The sequence below is a fragment of the Epilithonimonas caeni DSM 17710 genome (genome assembly GCF_000426465.1).
Classification (GTDB): Bacteria; Bacteroidota; Bacteroidia; order Flavobacteriales; family Weeksellaceae; genus Epilithonimonas; species Epilithonimonas caeni.
Genome location: NZ_AUFK01000014.1, coordinates 380,780 through 400,122, shown reverse-complemented (window position 1 = coordinate 400,122; position 19,343 = coordinate 380,780). Strand labels below are relative to the sequence as shown.

The 19,343-nt window shown below is 41.9% G+C and carries 16 protein-coding genes; 7 read left to right on the top strand and 9 right to left on the bottom strand.

Annotated elements, in window-relative coordinates; genetic code table 11:
- The first annotated feature begins 2 nt into the window (after positions 1 to 2).
- The gene (gene pckA, locus K319_RS0110080; protein WP_027383557.1) at positions 3 to 1,616 is read left to right on the top strand and encodes a phosphoenolpyruvate carboxykinase (ATP); all 1,614 of its coding nucleotides are present in this window, start codon (positions 3 to 5) and stop codon (positions 1,614 to 1,616) included.
- A gap of 77 nt (positions 1,617 to 1,693) precedes the next feature.
- On the opposite strand, the gene K319_RS21040 is transcribed toward pckA, so the two are convergent.
- From K319_RS21040 to K319_RS0110070, 3 genes are read right to left on the bottom strand one after another with little or no spacing between them, the layout of a single operon-like run.
- On the bottom strand, positions 1,694 to 2,146 hold the full coding sequence (locus K319_RS21040; protein ID WP_051230590.1) for a hypothetical protein: 453 nt from the start codon (positions 2,144 to 2,146) through the stop codon (positions 1,694 to 1,696).
- Between the two features lie 51 nt (positions 2,147 to 2,197).
- On the bottom strand, positions 2,198 to 2,449 hold the full coding sequence (locus K319_RS21035) for a hypothetical protein (protein WP_051230587.1): 252 nt from the start codon (positions 2,447 to 2,449) through the stop codon (positions 2,198 to 2,200).
- Positions 2,450 to 2,462: 13 nt separating this feature from the next.
- Positions 2,463 to 3,101: an MBL fold metallo-hydrolase gene (locus K319_RS0110070; protein WP_027383556.1), complete on the bottom strand. Its 639-nt coding sequence runs from the start codon at positions 3,099 to 3,101 to the stop codon at positions 2,463 to 2,465.
- A gap of 45 nt (positions 3,102 to 3,146) precedes the next feature.
- Between K319_RS0110070 and K319_RS0110065 the strand changes: the two genes are divergently transcribed.
- Positions 3,147 to 4,358 (top strand): type IX secretion system plug protein, encoded by a 1,212-nt coding sequence (locus K319_RS0110065; RefSeq protein ID WP_027383555.1) that lies wholly within the window; start codon positions 3,147 to 3,149, stop codon positions 4,356 to 4,358.
- Between the two features lie 9 nt (positions 4,359 to 4,367).
- On the opposite strand, the gene K319_RS0110060 is transcribed toward K319_RS0110065, so the two are convergent.
- The 5 genes from K319_RS0110060 to K319_RS0110040 all read right to left on the bottom strand — a co-directional run bounded on the left by K319_RS0110060 (position 4,368) and on the right by K319_RS0110040 (position 8,562).
- The gene (locus K319_RS0110060) at positions 4,368 to 5,462 is read right to left on the bottom strand and encodes an LptF/LptG family permease (RefSeq protein WP_027383554.1); all 1,095 of its coding nucleotides are present in this window, start codon (positions 5,460 to 5,462) and stop codon (positions 4,368 to 4,370) included.
- A 61-nt stretch (positions 5,463 to 5,523) separates the two neighbouring features.
- Complete coding sequence (gene tgt / locus K319_RS0110055) at positions 5,524 to 6,654, bottom strand: tRNA guanosine(34) transglycosylase Tgt (RefSeq protein WP_027383553.1); 1,131 nt, start codon at positions 6,652 to 6,654, stop codon at positions 5,524 to 5,526.
- A 60-nt stretch (positions 6,655 to 6,714) separates the two neighbouring features.
- Positions 6,715 to 7,086 carry a DUF4296 domain-containing protein gene (locus K319_RS0110050; protein WP_027383552.1) on the bottom strand — a complete coding sequence of 124 codons (372 nt, stop codon included), beginning with the start codon at positions 7,084 to 7,086 and terminating at the stop codon, positions 6,715 to 6,717.
- A gap of 2 nt (positions 7,087 to 7,088) precedes the next feature.
- Positions 7,089 to 7,805, bottom strand: coding sequence for a polyprenol monophosphomannose synthase (locus K319_RS0110045; protein ID WP_027383551.1), 717 nt, complete (start codon positions 7,803 to 7,805; stop codon positions 7,089 to 7,091).
- A 121-nt stretch (positions 7,806 to 7,926) separates the two neighbouring features.
- Complete coding sequence (locus K319_RS0110040; protein WP_027383550.1) at positions 7,927 to 8,562, bottom strand: DUF6266 family protein; 636 nt, start codon at positions 8,560 to 8,562, stop codon at positions 7,927 to 7,929.
- Positions 8,563 to 9,063: 501 nt separating this feature from the next.
- Here K319_RS0110040 and K319_RS0110035 point away from each other — a divergent pair.
- From K319_RS0110035 to K319_RS0110015, 5 genes are read left to right on the top strand one after another with little or no spacing between them, the layout of a single operon-like run.
- Positions 9,064 to 10,758, top strand: a complete 1,695-nt coding sequence (locus K319_RS0110035; protein ID WP_027383549.1) for a T9SS type A sorting domain-containing protein — start codon at positions 9,064 to 9,066, stop codon at positions 10,756 to 10,758.
- Positions 10,759 to 10,767: 9 nt separating this feature from the next.
- Positions 10,768 to 14,202: an RHS repeat domain-containing protein gene (locus K319_RS0110030; protein WP_156907087.1), complete on the top strand. Its 3,435-nt coding sequence runs from the start codon at positions 10,768 to 10,770 to the stop codon at positions 14,200 to 14,202.
- Between the two features lie 22 nt (positions 14,203 to 14,224).
- Positions 14,225 to 14,599, top strand: coding sequence for a four helix bundle protein (locus K319_RS0110025; protein ID WP_084403432.1), 375 nt, complete (start codon positions 14,225 to 14,227; stop codon positions 14,597 to 14,599).
- On the top strand, positions 14,574 to 18,515 hold the full coding sequence (locus K319_RS20150) for a DUF6443 domain-containing protein (protein ID WP_051230583.1): 3,942 nt from the start codon (positions 14,574 to 14,576) through the stop codon (positions 18,513 to 18,515). The genes K319_RS0110025 and K319_RS20150 overlap by 26 nt, the downstream gene beginning before the upstream one ends.
- A gap of 11 nt (positions 18,516 to 18,526) precedes the next feature.
- Positions 18,527 to 18,886: a hypothetical protein gene (locus K319_RS0110015; RefSeq protein WP_027383546.1), complete on the top strand. Its 360-nt coding sequence runs from the start codon at positions 18,527 to 18,529 to the stop codon at positions 18,884 to 18,886.
- Between the two features lie 14 nt (positions 18,887 to 18,900).
- Here K319_RS0110015 and K319_RS0110010 read toward each other — a convergent pair whose 3' ends face one another.
- Positions 18,901 to 19,341, bottom strand: coding sequence for a hypothetical protein (locus K319_RS0110010; protein ID WP_027383545.1), 441 nt, complete (start codon positions 19,339 to 19,341; stop codon positions 18,901 to 18,903).
- Positions 19,342 to 19,343 lie beyond the last annotated feature (2 nt).

The following is a 19,343-nucleotide window of genomic DNA, read 5'->3' as shown; positions in this document are numbered from 1 at the left end:
AAATGGACAAGTTAAAATCTTATCTTGAACGTCAAGGTATTTTCAATCCGAAAGAGATTATCCACAACCCCACTTACGAAGAAATTTTCCAGGCGGAAATGGACCCGAACAATTCCGGATTTGCTAAAGGCGTTTTGACAAAGTCGGGCGCTGTGGCTGTAAAAACAGGAATTTTTACAGGAAGGTCTCCAAAAGACAGATATATTGTAAAAGACAATATCACTCAGGATACGATCTGGTGGGACGGAAACATCAACCGCCCAACTACAGTCGAAGTTTTTGATGAGTTAAAAGATATCGTGACCAAAGACCTTTCCGGCGACAGAATCTACGTTATCGATACGTTTTGCGGTTCTAACGAGGATACGAGACTGAAGGTTAGATTCGTGACAAAAGTGGCCTGGCAGGCTCATTTTGTGATGAATATGTTCATCCGTCCTTCTCACTATGACCTTCAGAATTATGGAGAACCGGATTTTGTGGTCATCAACTCTTCCGAATCTGTAAACCCTAATTGGAAAGAGCACGGGCTTAATTCGGAAGTGTTTGTAATGTTCGATTTGACAAAGAAAATGCAGATTATTGGCGGAACCTGGTATGGTGGTGAGATGAAAAAGGGCATGTTTTCCATTATGAATTATTATCTTCCCCTGAAAGGAATGGCATCTATGCACTGCTCCGCAAACGTAGGAGAGGATGGGGATGTGGCTGTTTTCTTTGGACTTTCCGGAACCGGGAAAACCACACTTTCCGCAGATCCGAAACGTTACCTGATCGGTGATGATGAGCACGGCTGGGACAACAATGGTGTGTTCAATTACGAAGGTGGTTGCTATGCAAAAGTGATTGATCTTAGTAAGGAAAAAGAACCGGATATTTACGGTGCTATCAGAAGAGATGCATTGCTGGAAAATGTGGTTACAGATGACGAAGGTAATGTAGATTACGCTGACGGTTCTATTACGGAAAACACAAGAGTTTCCTATCCGATTTATCATATCAGCAAAATTGTCCTTCCTTCCAAAGCTGGTCATGCAAGTAAGATCATTTACTTGTCGGCTGATGCATTCGGGGTTTTGCCTCCGGTTTCTATCTTGACAGACCAACAAGCCCAATATCATTTTCTTTGCGGGTATACATCCAAATTAGCAGGAACAGAATTGGGAATCACAGAACCGACACCTTCTTTTTCACCGGCATTCGGAGAAGCATTTTTGACGCTTCATCCGACAATGTATTCTAAAACGTTAATTGGAAAAATGAAAGAGCACGGTGCGAAAGCTTATTTGGTAAATACAGGCTGGAACGGAACCGGAAAAAGAATTTCTTTGAGAGACACCAGGGCAATCATCGATGCGATTATCGATGGAAGTATTGATAAAGCTGAAACCAACAAAGTTCCTGTGATGAACCTGGAGTTCCCGATATCGTTGCCAAACGTTTCCGAAAACATCCTTGACCCGAGGGATACCTATGAGAATAATTCGGATTGGGAAGCCAAAGCTAAAGATCTGGCTGCGAGATATATCAAGTATTTTGAGCAGTTCACCGATAATGACGAAGCTCTGGAACTGGTTTCTTCGGGACCGATTTTGTCAGAAGTTCATCAGGACTAAAAGATAATAGAAACGCTTCTAATTGGAAGCGTTTTTTTATTTAAAAGGCTTCGAGAGCCTCAGCCTGACAGCATAAACTATTGAATTAATTTCCCATCTTGTTGCATAATAACTTTATTTTTTTGTTCAACTGTTAAATCGATTTCTGGTGCATCTTTTACCCCAATGATTCCCCTGTAAATAATGTAACTGAACTCGTCTTTTTTGAAAGTAATGGTGTGATTGCCTCCGCTTCCTTCCATTCTGATTTCGCCATTGGCCAAAATCAAATCGGGTTTTGTAGATTCTTTTTTGCCTATTTTCCATGAAGCATAGCGGTATTTTCCGTTACTCAATTCATCAATTCTAACCAGATAATTTTTGGTAGTGAATTTATAAACAGGCGATTTATATTGTTTCAAAGACGAAAACAGATTTTTCTTTTCGTTAGCAATAATGTTGTTTTTTTGATTTGTTTCAAATTGGCTTTGATAATTAAGCGCTGTAATTCTTCCATCGGTATCAATCCACAGGTCTCCGTTATCCAGCATTATTCCGCGCCAGCCAACTTCTGACCATTGATCAAGTTTCGAATTTGAGATTTAATCAATGATTTTCTCATCAAAAATCTGATTGAACCTTTTCTTGAGATCAGCACCGTTTTTAACATTGGGAATTGGATATTCTCTGCTCAAAGGATAATTAACAATTTTAGAAATCCCATCAATATTTTTAGCCTGAAATAACCCGATTACTTTCTGAATATTATCAGTTTTAGTTTTATCCAGTTTTTCATTTTGAGAAAATACGAGACTGGAAATTATTAAAAATAAAAATAAAAACTTGTATTTCATGAGTAATCAATTGTTATTTGAGGAAAGGATTATGCTCTTTTTCGAAACCGATTGATGTTGATTCTCCGTGTCCGCTATAGACTTTGGTGTTTTCTGGTAAAGTCAGCAATTTATTGTTGATACTTGAAACCAGTTGTTCGTAATCACCTTTGTAAAGGTCAGTTCTCCCGATGCTCATCATAAAAAGCGCATCACCGGAAATCACAAATCCATTGTTTTCATTATAAAAAGCAACACTTCCCGGCGAATGTCCCGGAACATCGTAGATCTCAATGGTTTCCGGTCCTAAATCTAATTTTTCTCCTTCTTTGATCTGCTGAATCTTTCCTTTGAACGCCGGAAAGAAAAAACCATAATTTTTTGCGGTAAAAGATGCACGATCAAGAATTTCCATCTCATCAGGATGTATCAGGACCGAAACATTAAATGTATCATGAGCCCATTGTAGACCGATAATATGGTCAATGTGAGCGTGAGTGAGCAATATATTTTTTATTCTAAGTTCATTCGTTTTGATGAAATCATGTAAAGTTTCGGTTTCCGCTTCGGGCATATTTCCCGGATCTATAAGAAAAGCGTCCTTTTCATCGTTATAAATGATGTATGTATTCTCTGAAAATGGATTAAATGCAAAGGATTTTACGTGCAGCATTCTTTTTATTTTAATTGTAAAAATATAAAACATTAACTTAGCAAGATGAAGGTTATTAAACTATTTTTTCTTTTTTTAGCTGCAATTTCTTTTGCGCAGGAAATTAAAAGCATCCAGGTTTTCAATCCCAAGACCAATGATGAGACAGCTGTCATCGGACAAGGGGAGCAATTGATTTTGAGATTTGACGATCTTTCAAATACAAGCCAGCTTTATCGTTATACTTACAAACATTATAATAAGAACTGGGAAGACGATGGTCTTTTTTTTACAGAATTTGCGAATGGAAGCATGAATGCATTGATAGAGAATTTCCAGTTTTCTTTCAATACCTATCAGAAATACACACATTACCAGCTGACTTTTCCAAACGAAAAGATTCAGCCCAAGATTTCGGGTAATTATGAGATCATTGTTTACAAAGACTCTCAAGACAAACCTTTGTTCAAAAGAAGATTTTGTATTTATGAAGATGGGGCCAGTTTGGGAATCAATGTCACAAGATTTATAGATGCCAGAAACCCAAATGCAAAACAACGAATAGAAGTCCAAGCTACGGGAAGCGGTGCGGGAATTACCAATAATCTTTCCTCACTCTCTTTGAGTGTCATCCAGAATAACAATTGGGGAATCGCATTAAATAACCTTCGCCCAAGTTCCACATTGGGAAACCAGCTTTTGTTCCAACAATTGAATTTGGCCTTTCCTGGAAATAATGAGTTTTACTACTTTGATAATAAGACCATGAATCAAGCTATGGATATGGTGGCCAATACGGAGAATATAGATGGCGCAAATCAGACCTATCTTTATCCTGTCTGGGCTTATCCGGCAGATTATCAGTATCAGCCGGATGTGAATGGGGCTTTTTATTTCCGAAGAAATGATCTGGGAATAGAAAGAGATCCTTCCAGAGAAGCCGATTATTCCTGGGTGCATTTTGCTTTGGACAGTCAGAGATCTGATAAAGAATTCTATGTTCTGGGGATGTTCAATGATTATAAAGCTGACAAAACCAGCCAGATGCAATATGATGAGAAAGCTCAAAAATACATTGCCAAAATCTATCTGAAGCAAGGCTTTTACAACTATATCATCGCAACAAAAGATGCTGATGGAAAACTAAATTATGGCGAAGTGAACGGTAATTTCTGGCAGACAGAGAATCTTTATCAGGCTTTCCTATATTACACACCTTTCGGCAGGAATTTCGATGGGTTGATCGGGTATGGAGAATTCCGGACGCCGGTCAGGTAGATGGACTGCTTATTCATTCGCTCTCTTTACATACAGATAGATCGCAATAGGGGCAAACACGATATTTGGAAGCCACATTGCCAAAAGTGGGGGTAAAGTTTTGTTCTCGGAGACAACATTCAAAACCTGAAAAGAAAATACGAATAAAAAGGCCAAAGCAATTCCCAAAGCGAGATTCAGTCCAAGTCCACCTCTTTTTTTCTGAGAAGACAAAGACAATCCTAAAAAAGTCAGAATAATAATGGAGACAGGCATGGATGTTCTTTGGTAAAGTTCATTATAGAAAGAAGTGACATTGTTATTACCTTTCATTCTTTCACGCTTTATCATTTCTAATAATTCGGGTGTAGTTTTGTTTTGGGCTACCAGTTTATCAGGAAACAATTCGGAAGGCGGAAGCTTGAAATCCTGGATCTTGGTGGTCCCATTTCCAAGAATTTCCGTATTATCTTTTTTTATGGTCCTTTCCGTATAATTGCTGATGACAAAATGCTTTTTCTTTGCATCCCACTGGATGTCGGTTGCCATGATCTGATAGGTCAGATTCTTGTTCTTGTCAAATTTTTGATACATATAACCGGAACCACGGTTTTCTTTTTTGTTGTAGCTGTTGACAAAGATATATTCGCTGGGATTGATGTTCGAAGCGATGATCATATTCCCCAAAAGCTTTTCTTTATTGATCGCATTGTAGGTATAAGGTTCCAGCACATTTTTCTTGATGTTGGACCACGGCAAAACGAAATGATTGACTCCAAGCGTGATAAAGGCGATCAGCAAAGATGTGATGAGATAAGGCCTGGCAAATCTGTGAAAACTTGCACCACTGCTAATGACAGCCACGATCTCCGTATTATTTGCCATCCTGGAAGTGAAGAAAATTACCGTGATAAAGACCAGGATCGACATAAAGGTCAGAATCAGGTTCATGATCCAGAACGGATAAAAATTAAGTAAGAAGTAACCTACCGTAAAACCATTGCTCTCAATTCTTGGCGTTTTTGCCTGAACATCCACAACCATGATAATCACAGATAATAGTACCAACATAAAAATGAGGGTTCCCAAATATTTTTTGATGACGTACAGGTCTATGATTTTCATAAAGTCAGATGTTGGATGTCAGAAGTCTGAGGATAGATCTTGGTTCTTTTACTTTTCTCTTTTACAATCTTTGTTTTAACTGAGGAATGATCTGCTCTTTCCATTGGTAGAAATCTCCTGCGATAATGTGCTCTCTCGCTACTTTTACCAAGTCCAGATAAAATGCCAGGTTGTGAATCGATGCGATCTGCTTTGCCAGATATTCTTTCGCTACGAAAAGGTGACGGACATAGGCTTTGCTGTACTCTTGGTCCACAAAACTTGTCCCAAACTCATCCAAGGGCGAAAAGTCAGTTTTCCATTTTTCGTTTTTCATATTCATCACACCTTGCCACGTGAAGAGCATAGCGTTTCTTGCATTTCTCGTTGGCATCACACAATCCATCATATCAACCCCAAGTCCGATGCTTTCAATGATATTCCAAGGTGTTCCGACACCCATCAGGTATCTTGGTTTTTCTTTTGGAAGAATATCCGTCACTTCATTTGTGATTCTGTACATTTCTTCTTCCGGCTCTCCAACAGAAAGTCCGCCAATAGCGTTTCCTTCTGCTCCGGCCTCTGAAATGACCTCTGCCGAAATTTTTCTCAGATCGGAATAGCAAGAACCCTGAACGATCGGGAACAATCTCTGTTTGTGTCCGTACAGTTCTTTGTTCTCTTCCGTCCAATCGATGCATCTTTTCAGCCAACGATGTGTAAGCTCCATTGAGGTTTTCACAGCGTTATAATCACTCGGGTAAGCGATACATTCATCGAAAGCCATAAAAATATCGGCACCGATCTGTCTTTGGATCTGCATAGAAACCTCTGGTGACATAAACTGCAAACTGCCGTCGATATGAGATTTAAATTTCACGCCTTCTTCAGTGATCTTTCTGCTTTTTGCCAAAGAAAAAACCTGATAACCGCCGGAGTCTGTCAAAATCGGTCTGTCCCAGTTCATAAATTTGTGGAGTCCGCCCGCTTGCTCCATAATGTCCATCTTTGGACGAAGCATCAAATGATATGTATTCCCAAGGATAATTTGCGCTTTTATATCGTCTTTCAGTTCTCTCTGATGGACGGTCTTTACCGATGCAACGGTCCCGACCGGCATAAATATTGGGGTTTGGATTTGTCCGTGGTCCGTCGTAATCACTCCAGCTCTCGCTTTTGATTCTGAAGTTTTTTCGATTTCAAAAAATTTCATTCCTTAATATTATTAATCTCCCAAATTCGGTTTTTACCGAAGAGGATCCATTCTACAAATCTATCTTGCCTGTGGTGGCAGATCTGGGTTTTCTTTTAATTTTTTATTGATGTAAGCTTCCGCTTTCGGGTCTTTTGCCTTGATCAGTTCCTGGGCCTGATCCATAATATCTTTCAGGTCGTCAGGCTTTGTCATGTAATACTTATAACTATCCGAGAATAGCTGGCCTTTGATATTATATTTTTTCAGAATAAATCTTGTGGCATTCTCAGAATTGATATTTTCCCCGATGGTATAGCTCTGGTCATTGATGGCAAAATCGGCGATGATCTCAGCCATTTTTTCTTTGGACAAAATATGCTCAGGTTTTTGTATTGCCTCCTGACAAGAAAAAACACAGAAAATCATCAATATATAAAAGAAATACTTCATGGTTACAATTTTCCGATTAGGCTTTTCCATTTAAGATTCAGAACTCCGAAAACAGCTTCCTGGATGATCCCGCCATTCATTTTGCTTTCGCCTTCGGTCCTGTCGGTAAAGATAATTGGGACTTCTACGATCTTCAGATCTTTTTTGAAGACGCGGTATTTCATTTCGACCTGGAAACCGTAGCCTTTCAGTTTTATCTTGTCCAAACCGATAGCGATCAGCGTTTCTTTTCTGAAACAAACAAAACCGGCTGTCGTATCGTGGATCGGGAGTCCGAGAACAAACCGGACATACTTGGAAGCGAAATAAGAGAGCAAGACCCTTCCCATCGGCCAGTTCACGACATTCACACCTTGAGAATATCTGGATCCGACAGCCATATCCGCATCTTTACAGGCTTCATAAAGTTTTATCAGATCCTTCGGATTATGGGAGAAATCGGCATCCATCTCGAAAATGAAATCATACTCGTTATGAATTGCCCATTGGAATCCGTGGATATAAGCTTTGCCTAATCCGTCCTTTATTTTTCTGACCGTCAAATGGAGCTGGAGCGGATATTTCTCACGAAGTTCCTTTACAATGTCTGCAGTTCCGTCAGGAGAAGAATCGTCAACCACCAAAACATGAAAGTCCTGCTGCAGGTCAAAAACAGCAGAAATGATCTTTTCTATGTTTTCTTTTTCGTTGTAAGTAGGAATAATGACTAATTTCTTCATTCTGCAAATAATTGGCAAAGATAATCTTTTACCTGCTAATGTTTTTTAGTCGTTTGTAAATTAACTTTTTTTAACCCGAAAATAAACCCAGCCTTAAATAATTATAGTTGGGTTTGTTTAGTTAAGCAATGGTACCAATATATTGCGAGTTTGAGACCGCTACGTTATCATTTGAACGGAAGGCCATCCAGACATGGAGTATTTTTCCCTGAAAATTGATCGGTACATTGGCTGAGTAGAAAGCCTCTGAACGAATTGCGGCGTTCTCGATAAAGAACGATAGATTCTCGTCCTCTGCTGCCAGGAGGATCTGGGCAAGATCATTCTCCCTTTCGACATTCCCTGCTGAATTGTCCTGCCATGCGATGTCCAGCTTGGCTCCGGATAATTTTATCGAAAGAGGAACTGCTGCCAAAAGATTTCCTCTTGAAAAAGCCAAAGCGGAGTGATCGGGGGTAATGGATGAGGTTGCATGGTCTATTTTGAAGTTCTCCATCAGATTGGTCATTGCCAGATTATAGCATGATCTCATTCCGCTCCTGTTCCCGAAATGCCTGCAGGCGTATCCTTTGTAGGACTGCATGAACTCTGCGCACCGTTTCATCCTGTTCTGGATGAGAAGCTGTTTGGCGGTTGGCTGAGTATTACGTTTTCTAGGGCGAGTTCTGGTGATCTCGTTTCCATAGACATTGGCCACCACGATACGTCCTGTACGTCCTGAAGTGCCTGATAATAATGAGTCGTATAATTTTCCCATAATACATGTTTTTGATAAGTTGTTTTTTAAATTGTTTTTTATCAGCTGATGTTGCAAATGTATCATGATGATACGACAGAAGTTGGCGTGTTATTTTTTATTTGGATTTTTTTATGAATGGCACATGAAATTTTAACAGATCACAGGTTTTGTTCTCGCAGATCTCCATGATCTGGGCAGATTTATTTGTTTCTATGATTTTCTGTTAACATAATATTGGGTTTGTATATCCCCTGTATATCCATTCTATATCCAATTTATATCTATTCTATATCCGATGTATATCCCTTGTTCGATGCTCGTTCGATGGTCATATGATTTAGGCTTGCCATTTCATTAAAAAAGCCCATTAAACCCATTTAACATAATAAAAAATAATGAAAAATATTTTGAATGCAGTAAAAAAACAATTAATTTTAGAAAAAATAAAAAGCGACAAGTTTTGTCGCATCTCCTTGCCATCATTGCATCGAGAGAATAACAGTTAAAAAAACTCATACCATGAAAAGACTCAGCATCAGCGTGGGCGTCCTTGTCCTGTGCCATGTCCATGCCCAAAAGGTAAGCTGGCAGAAGAACGTAGATTCCAATACCCAGGATTTCCTTTCCGGGCTTGCTGTCACGATAGACGGCCAATACCTGGTATCCGGTTCATCCATCCAAAAGGATCAGAACCCAAACTCCAATCAAAACAAAGGCTACGACTACCACATCCTGAAGCTTGACCAGCAGGGCCAGAAGGTCTGGGAGAGGTATTTCTCAGGGAATCGTCACGACTACCTCAGTTCCACCGTTTCCACGAGGGAAGGCGGTTTTCTATTGGCCGGCACTTCCTATTCGTCTTTGGCATTAGATAAAAAAGCAAAATCTAATGGTTCCTCTGATATATGGGTGATTAAAATAAATGAAAATGGCGAAGAAGAATGGCAGCAGACGATAGGAACAAGATATAGTGAAGAAGCAAGAAGTGTAACCCAGACAACAGATCAAGGATATATTGTAGCAGGCTCAACCAATCATCCCACCCTTCGACAAGCTCGGGGCAAGGGTTATGGCTCCAAGGATGTCCTTGTGGCCAAACTTGACAAGAACGGAAAGGTCATCGGCCAGCTCATCTTGGGTGGCAAAGGCCTGGACGAGGTTGAGAAGGTGATCCCAACGAAGGATGGTGGTGTCCTGATGGGCATCTATTCCAGAAGCGGGGCAATTAATGAAGAATTAAAAATTAATAATGAAGGAGACTCGGCAGACCATGGGGGTGCAAAGGCCTCAGCAGGTGTAGATGCTTCGACCCCGCTCGGCATGACAGGCGAAGGGCCAATAACCATCAACTATCAACCAAAAACCACAGATAACCATGGCGAAGGTGATTACTGGATCGTGAAATTGGACAGGAACAATAAGGTACAATGGGAGAGGAACTTCGGGGGAAGCGAGGACGACCATATCCGGACGCTGGCTCTGACGGACACGGGCTACATCATCGGAGGCGAGAGCAGGAGCGAGACCTCGGGCAACAAGAGGGCGAAGCTGGAGGAAGGGACAGACCTTTGGGTATTGGCCTTGGACGAGGATGGCAATGAGCAGTGGCAACGATCTTACAACTTCGGAAACAGGGATGTGCTGATGTCCTTGAATGAGATAAGGGAACAAAGGGAAAAGAACCAGGACGGGACGAAAGGATTCCTCATTGGTGGTTACACCCAGAGTGAGGGCAAGGTTGAGAAGAACGATGAGACGTTCTGGATGCTGTACATCGACAGGAATGGCAAGGAGGTCTGGAGAAAGTATGTGGAGGGCAGGGACAAGAAGAGGGAGGAAAGGCTGACATCGGCATTGCTGAACAGGGACGGTTCGTACATCCTGGCTGGAACGAGTGCGGAAGAGTTGGGCAAGGAGAACTGGAAGGTGGTGAAGCTGCTGGACAGTGATTTGGAGGACCTGCTGGAGAACAAGGATATCCGGATCTACCCGAATCCTGTGAAGGATTATTGCTACGTGGAGATAGGATTGGACTTCGAGAGTGCGGATATCTATGTCTATGATATGACGGGGAAGGTGATACAGCAATCGCAAACGAAGAATAAAGTTACTAAGGTCGATACCTCAAGATTGCCACAGGGGGTCTACATCATCAAAGCGAGCATCCCGACACAGAAAGACAAGAAACTGACCACTAAAATCGTGAAAGAATAAAAACAAATTATGAAAAAGAGATTACAATTATCATTAATCCTATTATTTACTATTGCTATAGGAATTAAAGCACAGGATGAAGTAGGTAATGCTTCTAACATTGCAAAGACCATAGATATGTACCCCAAGACACCTGAAGCTGCGGCATTATCACAGTTTGTAGATATTCCGGCAGGTAATTTTACCGGTGTTGCTGATTTTTCCATACCTATCTATACCATAGAATTTGATGGTCAGCAGATACCGATAGCTCTAAGATATACTACGACGGGCATCAAGGTTGACCAGATCGCTACACGGGTTGGGCTAGGCTGGGTACTGGATACGGGGCCATCCTTATCGGTACAGGTCATCGGTAATCTTGATCTCGGAGAAAGACCAGATATTCCCTATTTTAATCCAAATGGAGGTCTGGATCAGAATGATCCTACTTACATCCTTGCAGGCAGAGCGGCTGGAGTAAGATTGCCTTATTATGACGGTGAGCCTGATATTTTCACATATAGACTACTTAACACATCAGGTAAATATATCCTTGATAGAAAAGGAGTAAAGGGTACTCCAATTCCTTACAACCAGATAAGTATCACAGGTTCTGATTATCGTAATAATATGGATATTATAGATGAACAGGGATTCAGGTATATTTTCAACAACAATGCAGGAGATATTATCAGGAACAAGAATAGTTGTATAAGCCCTGGGCAGTTCACTTATGATACTCCAAGTTTTAAGACCGATCAGATCATATCCCCAAAGAACGAGAAAATAAAATATGTCTATAGCTCTTTTAATGCATATACTAGATATATAACTAGTATACAGACCCAAGTAAGTCTAGGCTTGTTTGTTGGCGGGCCACAACCTGCCTATGGTCCACCAATTGGTCCAAGTGTAGGAGGTAAGTGCATCAATTATGCGGATTCAAATGAAACCGGACTAACAGAGATACAATTCAATGGAGGTAAGGTATTATTCACATACAGTAATAAGACAACAGATCCACAACGCTTGGATCTTCCGGGAGAGATCTATCTGAAAGGTATAACTGTGGTAAATGATAAAGGGCAAGTTATCAAAGATTTTACTCTCCAATATGATCACTTTCCATCCTCAGATCCGTTACCTACAACATCAAGTCCCGGATTTATGTATATGGGCGATTATATTGCTGGCTTAAACTATAGACTGAAGTTAACAGGTGTTACGGACAATCTTACTAATGGCAAATATGTATTTGACTATTATGGTAATAATCTACCGATCCGTACATCCAATGACCAGGATTTTTGGGGCGTGTATAACGGAGCCAATAATGGAACAAAAGCAATCGCTTCTACGGATACCCCATATTACAGCAGAGATACAAAGTATTTGCGTGCTAATAAAGAACCAAATATAAATTATGGAAAAATTGGAAATCTAAAACGTATCACGTATCCTACAGGAGGTTATACCAATATAGAATATGAGGCAGATAACAATGGCTCACTAACAACAACAGTGATCTATGACTATCATACAGAAGATTATATAGAAGACCATTACTATGATGCAAGATATGATTATAGTGTCAATCCGGACCTTACAGAATCGACCTTCTACATTCCGGAAAAAGCAACGAATAAAAGTTTGTCATTCTCAAAAAATCCCCCAGACGGTATTTATACCAACCCATATTCTTGTAAATGGCATCTGAAAAATTTGGATACTGGTATTCAAATTGAAGGAACAACTGCCACTTCTCTGTATGACAGAACCGATATTGCCGGAAATTACCGATTATATATGGACAGAGGAGGTGATTATCCCCCTCAAAAATGTACCGCAGTCTATATGTGGGATGAAATTACAACTACCACTACAGGCGAACCTACACCTATAGATACAATTACTGTAGACACAAAACCATTAGGCACCATAAGGGTGAAAAAAATAGAATCCTTTGATCAAAACAATGGAAAAATCACAAGGGAATATACTTACAGAATACCTACAGAAAATCATGTGTTGCCCTATTTGGAATCGAGTGGTGTCATACATGGAGATGAGTACTTCAATAGTCGTGTTGTAAGAATAGGTCCCTCACCATCCCAATTCTCAAATGACAAATCCTCCATAGAAACCTTGGTGGTCAATAACCCGGGCTGGCAAATCTCCAGTATCAATGGTAAACCAATAGCTTATACCTTTGTGCAGGAACACTATAAGGATGAAAGCCATCCGGAGAACTCTTACCGAAAGGAATATGAGTTCATTAATACCCAAGATTATGACCTCATGTATAGTGAGGATAACGCAACCAGTCTAACATGGTCACCGGGCAATATGGAAAATGGACTATTAAAAGAAGAAATACTGTTCAACTCAAATAACCAAAAGGTCAAGGAAACTTATAAAAGCTATCTGTTCGACGGCCACTTCAATTCACAATATGGTAGCGCTACATACAATGATTTTGGTATGGGCTATGGATTAAAAATCTATCCGGCATCTGTAAGAGAGGGCTATGGTAGCGTAGGTGGTCCTGCAGTTATGTATAATTTTAATTATAGATTATATACACTTCGAAACACCTGGATCCGAGAGGACAGCACAAGGGTACGTGATTATGTCAACGGGACAGACTATATCGAGACCCTGCAAGTGAACAACTACTCTATCCCAGCATACAAACATACGTACCCAACGGAGTCCGTATCAAGCGGAAGCGGGAACACGATGAAGACGACCTTCCGGTATCCACAGGACGTGTCGGCGGCAGAGCTGGGTGCGGCGCAGTCACAGAGTGTGCTGAATTCTATGCTGACAAAGAATCTTCTGTCCACCCCGCTCATCGTGAAGAGTTATAAGAACGGGGTCGTCAACTCGGAGGTCAGGACCTTTCAAGAAGAGTACAATACGAATGTGTCCGGAACGACCATGATACTTCCAGAATATATCTATGTGAAGAAGGGGGAGAACGCCGCCGTGGAGGACAGGAAGATCACCTTCGATTCCTACGACACCTATGGGAACCTGACACAGTACACCCTGGAGAACGGTATCCCCGTCTCTGTGGTCTGGGGCTACAACAAGACAATGCCCATCGCCAAGGTAGAGGGTGCCCTGCTGTCCACGATCCCATCAAGTGCCATAGATGCCATAGTGAATGCCTCCAATACGGACAACAATCCTCCGTTGGCAAATGCAGGTCAGACCGAGCAGGACCTTGTTGACGCGCTGGATACTTTCAGAAAAGGTCTTTCCAGCTACCAGGTAACGACCTATAGCTACGACCCGCTGATCGGTGTGCGATGCGTGACCCCACCATCGGGACAGCGGGAGTACTATACCTATGATGATGCCGGCAGGTTGCAGGAGGTCAAAAGGATGGAGAAGGACGGCTCGGGGAACGAGGTGCTGCGTGTGCTGAAAAAGAACGAATACCATTACAAGGATTAAAATGAAAAGCTAAAAATCAATAATGAAAAATATATTAAAAGATAAAAGCTTCAGTTTTAGCATCCATATTGTACAATTGTATAAGATCTTGACAGAGCACAAAGAATATGTTCTTTCCAAACAGTTGTTACGAAGTGGTACGGCTGTAGGAGCATTGATAAGAGAGGCTGAGTTTGCTCAAAGCCGGGCAGATTTCATCCATAAGCTCCATATCTCCCTAAAAGAAGCCAATGAAACATTATACTGGCTGGAGCTACTTCACCAGACAGATCATATTGATGATGTACTTTTTGATGAGAGCGCTTTTCTTGCCAAGGAACTTATCAGTATGCTCGTTTCTAGTATTAAAACCTCAAAAACAGCTTTAAACCATGAAAAAACACAAAGATCAAAATAAAATAACGGAAAGAGATAGAAACAAAGGGATGGAACAAGGTTTTTCATTCTTCACTTTTAACTTTTCATTGAAGAAATATTTATCACTTTTCATTCTATACTTTTCATTCTTCATTTCAGCACAGACCCAGACAGAGAACTATGTGTTCAGCACGACCTGCCTTACGGCCGATTGTGTGAAGAGGATGGAGGTCATCCAATACTCCGATGGACTGGGCAGGCCCAAGCAGATCCTGAATGTCGGCGCATCCCCTACAGGGAAAGATGTAGTGACCCATATCGAATATGACGGGCTGGGAAGACAGGTAAGGGATTATCTGCCTGTGCCACAGTCCGGGGTAAGCACCCGGAATATATATCCTGCTGCCAATGCGACCAATGCATCTATCTATGACAACGAGACCATCTATGGTGAGAAGATGATGGAGAACTCGCCGCTGGGCAGGATCCTTCAACAGACGCCACCGGGCAATGCCTGGCAGGGACATCCTGCCACGTTTGACTATAAGGGCAATGTGCAAAATGAAGTGCTGAAGTTCACCACCACAACGTCTGTCCAGAACGGTGCGAACTATGTGCAGTCCCTCGCCATCAGCGGGCATTACCCTGCCAACAGTCTCTATAAGAACAAGGTGACGGACGAGGACGGGAACACCACTTCCGAATATAAAAATGCGCAGGGGCAGACCCTGCTTATAAGGAAAAGTGTCCTGATGGATCCCGTGGAAGGACCCTCCGGCGCTCCCGCAGGTCCCGGTGCGAACCTCGAGAATGTGGACACCTACTATGTCTATAACGAGTACGACCAGCTGGTCTTCGTGATCACACCGATGGCCTCCAGGGAACTGAAGAACAACCCGAACCAGACCATCACGAATCCTTCTGACAACAGCATCATCAAGGAGCTGTGCTACCAGTACCGGTATGACGGCAGAGAAAGACTGGTGGAGAAGAAGCTGCCGGGCAAGGGCTGGGAATACTTCGTCTATGACAAGCAGGACAGGCTGATCATGACGCAGGATGCCAATATGGGAACATACGGCTACTGGACCTTTGCGAAGTTCGACCAGTATGGGCGACCGGCCTACTCTGGACTATGCGACCCAGGCGCGGGGAACAGGAGCTCCAGCAACCTGCTGCCGGATGCCTACAGACAGAGCCAGCAGACCGCCGCGGATAACGTGGGCAATAACAATGTCTATCGCAGCAACGACCTTGGAACGAACTATGATGAGGTCAGGATATTGTACACGGTTGATAATACCTATCCTGCGGCATCCTCGGTGAGACAGTTGCTGAGCATCAACTACTATGACAAATATCCCACGCTGTATGACAGCAATATCTCAGGGGAGCCCGATCTGCCTGTGCGCGAGACCACTATCCTGGGGCAGCGGACGCTGACCGATGATGCACAGAACAGCAAGCTGAGCACCAAGGGGCTTCCCGTAGCAAGCTATGTGAAGAATGTGGACGAGCAGCGGTGGACCAAGACCTTCATCTGGTACGACGAGCTGGGAAGAAGCATAGGCACCAATACCATCAACCATCTGGGAGGGAAAACCGTTTCCTACTCCCTGCTGGACTTTACAGGTGCGGTACAGAGAACGGAGACCTGGCACAACAGGGTGGCCACCGAGGCCCCAATCCATATCATGGAGGATTTTGTGTATGACGACCACAAACGCCTGCTGAAGCACTACCACGAGGTGGTGGGCAGGACCCCGAAGGAACTGCTCGCCGAGAACCACTACAACGAGAAGGACCAGGTGGACTGGAAAAAGACAGGTACCTTGTCTGATGGCAATTTTACAGCACTGTCTGCCCCATTGCAGCAGATATTCTACGACTACAACATCCGCAATTGGATGACGGGCATCAACCTGAAGCAGGATGACACTACAAGGCCACTGGACCCGGCGAGGCTGTTCTCCTACAAGGTCAGGTACAATGACCCTGTGAACAGTGGCATCACGAGCTACAACGGGAACATCACAGAGGTGGACTGGAGCTACGAGGGAGAGAATGCCAACCGCTACGAATATATCTATGACGGGCTGAACCGCCTGCTGAAGGCAGACCACAAATCTGTGAGGACGACGGGTACCCTGGACTCCAAACACTACAACGAGCAGCTGACCTATGACCTGAACGGCAACATCCGGACCCTGAAACGAAATGCGAGACCGCAAAATTTAGCACAAAACGGTGTGCTGGTGGACAATCTCTTCTATACCTACGAGAATGGCAACCTGAGCAACAAGCTGTTCACCATCAACGACAGCTCCCAGAATACCAGTGGCTACCCAGTAGGTGGTGGCATGATGACCTATGACAACAACGGGAACATGCTGAAGATGCCGGATAAGGGCATCACCCAAGATATCCTGTACAACCATATGAACCTGCCGAAGCATGTGAAGCAGGGGAACAACGATGTGAACTATACCTACCGTGCAGACGGGGTAAAGGTACACAAGCAGTTCCTTGTGGACGGGCAGAGCATAGATACGGACTATCTGGATGGCTTTGTCTATACCACGCCTTACACCTCCAAGCTGGATGGAACATTGTTGGAAAACCCGGAGAAGACATTGGCTGGCCAGCCTGAGGCCTTTGAGCTTGAGCAGAAGGTGATCGTGGAGCCTGGTGAACCTGGTATCCCGATGGAGGCGGTGAGCAGCCCGGACTTCTTCCCGACAGCGGAGGGTTTCTATGATTACAAGAATTCTAAGTATATTTACCAGTACAAAGACCATCTTGGGAACGTACGTCTGAGCTATGAGAGAAGTGCGGAGGGTGGCAGTGCAGAGGAAGTAAGCCGTAACAACTACTACCCGTTTGGGTTGAACCACATCAACATCACGGCCAAGACCGGGCATACGGTGTACAATCCATCTGTTAGCTTTGAGAACTGGAAGTACAACGGCAAGGAGCTTGAGGAGATAGGGATGTACGACTACGGTGCACGGTTCTATATGCCGGATATAGGTAGATTTGGGCAGTATGACCCTTTGGCAGAGAATACGTTTGAGCCGTATGCATATGTGTACAACAACCCTGTAAGGATGATAGATCCAACTGGAATGGAGGGAGAGGAATCTTCTGATTCTGGCGGCGGAGGCGGAGAGACTGGCGGCGGAGAAAATTGGAAAGAAACCGGAGGCGGCCGAAAAGATTATTCGTACATAAACCAACTTCCAGAAAAGTGGAAAAATATTGATAAAGGCAATGGAAGCCAGGTAACCACTGGATGCTGTCCGGCTGGTATTACGGCACAGAGAAAGACTTCTGATGGTACTACTGAAAGTGATATTGAAGGGGTTACTGTTTATGGGAAATTAAAATCCTCTTCAGCTTCATCTTCTAATAGTACAGGAATAACAGCTGGTGCTATTATATCCGATATTTGGAATAGTAGTATTGCGAGATCTATTGTCCCAGACAGAATGGGAGTTACACTTAGTACTTCCGCTGGTGGAGGACTAGAATTCGGAATTTCAGGAGGTATAGAAGTAATATTACGAGGTAAAGATGCGGGGCTTTATGTAGATCCTTTTAATACTGCAAGTTTGGGACTTAGCTTAGGAGCAGGAGGAACAGGTAATTTGAATTTTTTTACAAGCCGTTTTTCTGGTAATGTTTCTAATTTGAGTTTGAATAGTGTTGTAGGAACAGAGGCTTACATAACAGGAACAGCCGCAGCTGTAGGAGGAATAAATGGAGGGTATTCTGTAAGTTTTGATCCTAAGGCTCCTTTCAGTGGAGATAGATGGCACACAATAACAGGTGGGATTTCAGTAGGAGCTAAAGGTTCAGTAGGAGCAGGCGTTACTATTTCTAACACAAGAATCGGGATAGGTTTTGATGGAAGGCCAAGAGTAGCAGATTATTCAGGATTGTTAACAGGTAATTAATCATATTTAATATGGAGTTAAATAAAAAAAATATCATTTTATTCATTTTATTTATATCTTGTTTCGTTATCTATTTTTCTTACAATAAATACAAAATCAGTAAAAATTCATACAATAATAAAATTTATGGTTTAGTTGATGAATTAAGAAATATAGGCAGAGGAAATGGTTATGTTCAAGTTAAATTTAAAGGATGTAAAAAATTTGATGAGCTATGTATCTTATATTTGGGTGAAAATCAAAATGATTTAAGAGTGGGTGATTCGATTTATAAGGCAAAAAACTCGTATGATTATCAAGTTTACAGAAAAGATAGTTTTGGAAACTTTCAGCTTTATAAGACACTACGAAATAAACCTAAAAAAAAATGAGCAATTTAAATTGCTCATTTTTTTTTAGATAAGGTGTCAACATTTATTCGATATTCAAATATTTTTATTCCTTTTTTTTCGTTATGTAAAGTAATGTACTCTTGAGAGTCTATATTTTCTCTTTTTGCATAATAAACTAAAAGATATTCGCTTTTGGGGTTATTTCCTTTAATAACTAATGTTTCCCAATGCACAAGGGAATCATTTAGTATTTTCCCATATACATTATTGGTTTTTTCAAATAATTCAAGAAACTTATCCTTATTTGTCACTTTAAAAAAATCTTGACTAAAAAGAGGGAGTACTTCTTTTGTGTTACCCTTTTTAATAATGCTATAAAATTTTTGTGTTATTTTTTCTGCATCCTGTTTATCTTGTTCTCTATTTTTATAGACTGTATTAAAATTGCAACCTGTGAGTAATATTATGAATAGAATTGAACTATATTTTTTCATTT

Bases quoted from the DNA above. Each gene is read 5' to 3' on its own strand.
- K319_RS21035 (WP_051230587.1), bottom strand. From the start codon at position 2,449: ATGAAATACAAGTTTTTATTTTTATTTTTAATAATTTCCAGTCTCGTA.
- K319_RS0110040 (WP_027383550.1), bottom strand. From the start codon at position 8,562: ATGGGAAAATTATACGACTCATTATTATCAGGCACTTCAGGACGTACA.
- pckA (WP_027383557.1), top strand. From the start codon at position 3: ATGGACAAGTTAAAATCTTATCTTGAACGTCAAGGTATTTTCAATCCG.
- K319_RS0110060 (WP_027383554.1), bottom strand. From the start codon at position 5,462: ATGAAAATCATAGACCTGTACGTCATCAAAAAATATTTGGGAACCCTC.
- K319_RS0110070 (WP_027383556.1), bottom strand. From the start codon at position 3,101: ATGCTGCACGTAAAATCCTTTGCATTTAATCCATTTTCAGAGAATACA.
- K319_RS0110025 (WP_084403432.1), top strand. From the start codon at position 14,225: ATGAAAAATATATTAAAAGATAAAAGCTTCAGTTTTAGCATCCATATT.
- K319_RS0110050 (WP_027383552.1), bottom strand. From the start codon at position 7,086: ATGAAGTATTTCTTTTATATATTGATGATTTTCTGTGTTTTTTCTTGT.
- K319_RS0110030 (WP_156907087.1), top strand. From the start codon at position 10,768: ATGAAAAAGAGATTACAATTATCATTAATCCTATTATTTACTATTGCT.
- K319_RS0110065 (WP_027383555.1), top strand. From the start codon at position 3,147: ATGAAGGTTATTAAACTATTTTTTCTTTTTTTAGCTGCAATTTCTTTT.
- K319_RS0110015 (WP_027383546.1), top strand. From the start codon at position 18,527: ATGGAGTTAAATAAAAAAAATATCATTTTATTCATTTTATTTATATCT.
- tgt (WP_027383553.1), bottom strand. From the start codon at position 6,654: ATGAAATTTTTTGAAATCGAAAAAACTTCAGAATCAAAAGCGAGAGCT.
- K319_RS20150 (WP_051230583.1), top strand. From the start codon at position 14,574: ATGAAAAAACACAAAGATCAAAATAAAATAACGGAAAGAGATAGAAAC.
- K319_RS0110045 (WP_027383551.1), bottom strand. From the start codon at position 7,805: ATGAAGAAATTAGTCATTATTCCTACTTACAACGAAAAAGAAAACATA.
- K319_RS0110035 (WP_027383549.1), top strand. From the start codon at position 9,064: ATGAAAAGACTCAGCATCAGCGTGGGCGTCCTTGTCCTGTGCCATGTC.
- K319_RS0110010 (WP_027383545.1), bottom strand. From the start codon at position 19,341: ATGAAAAAATATAGTTCAATTCTATTCATAATATTACTCACAGGTTGC.
- K319_RS21040 (WP_051230590.1), bottom strand. From the start codon at position 2,146: ATGCTGGATAACGGAGACCTGTGGATTGATACCGATGGAAGAATTACA.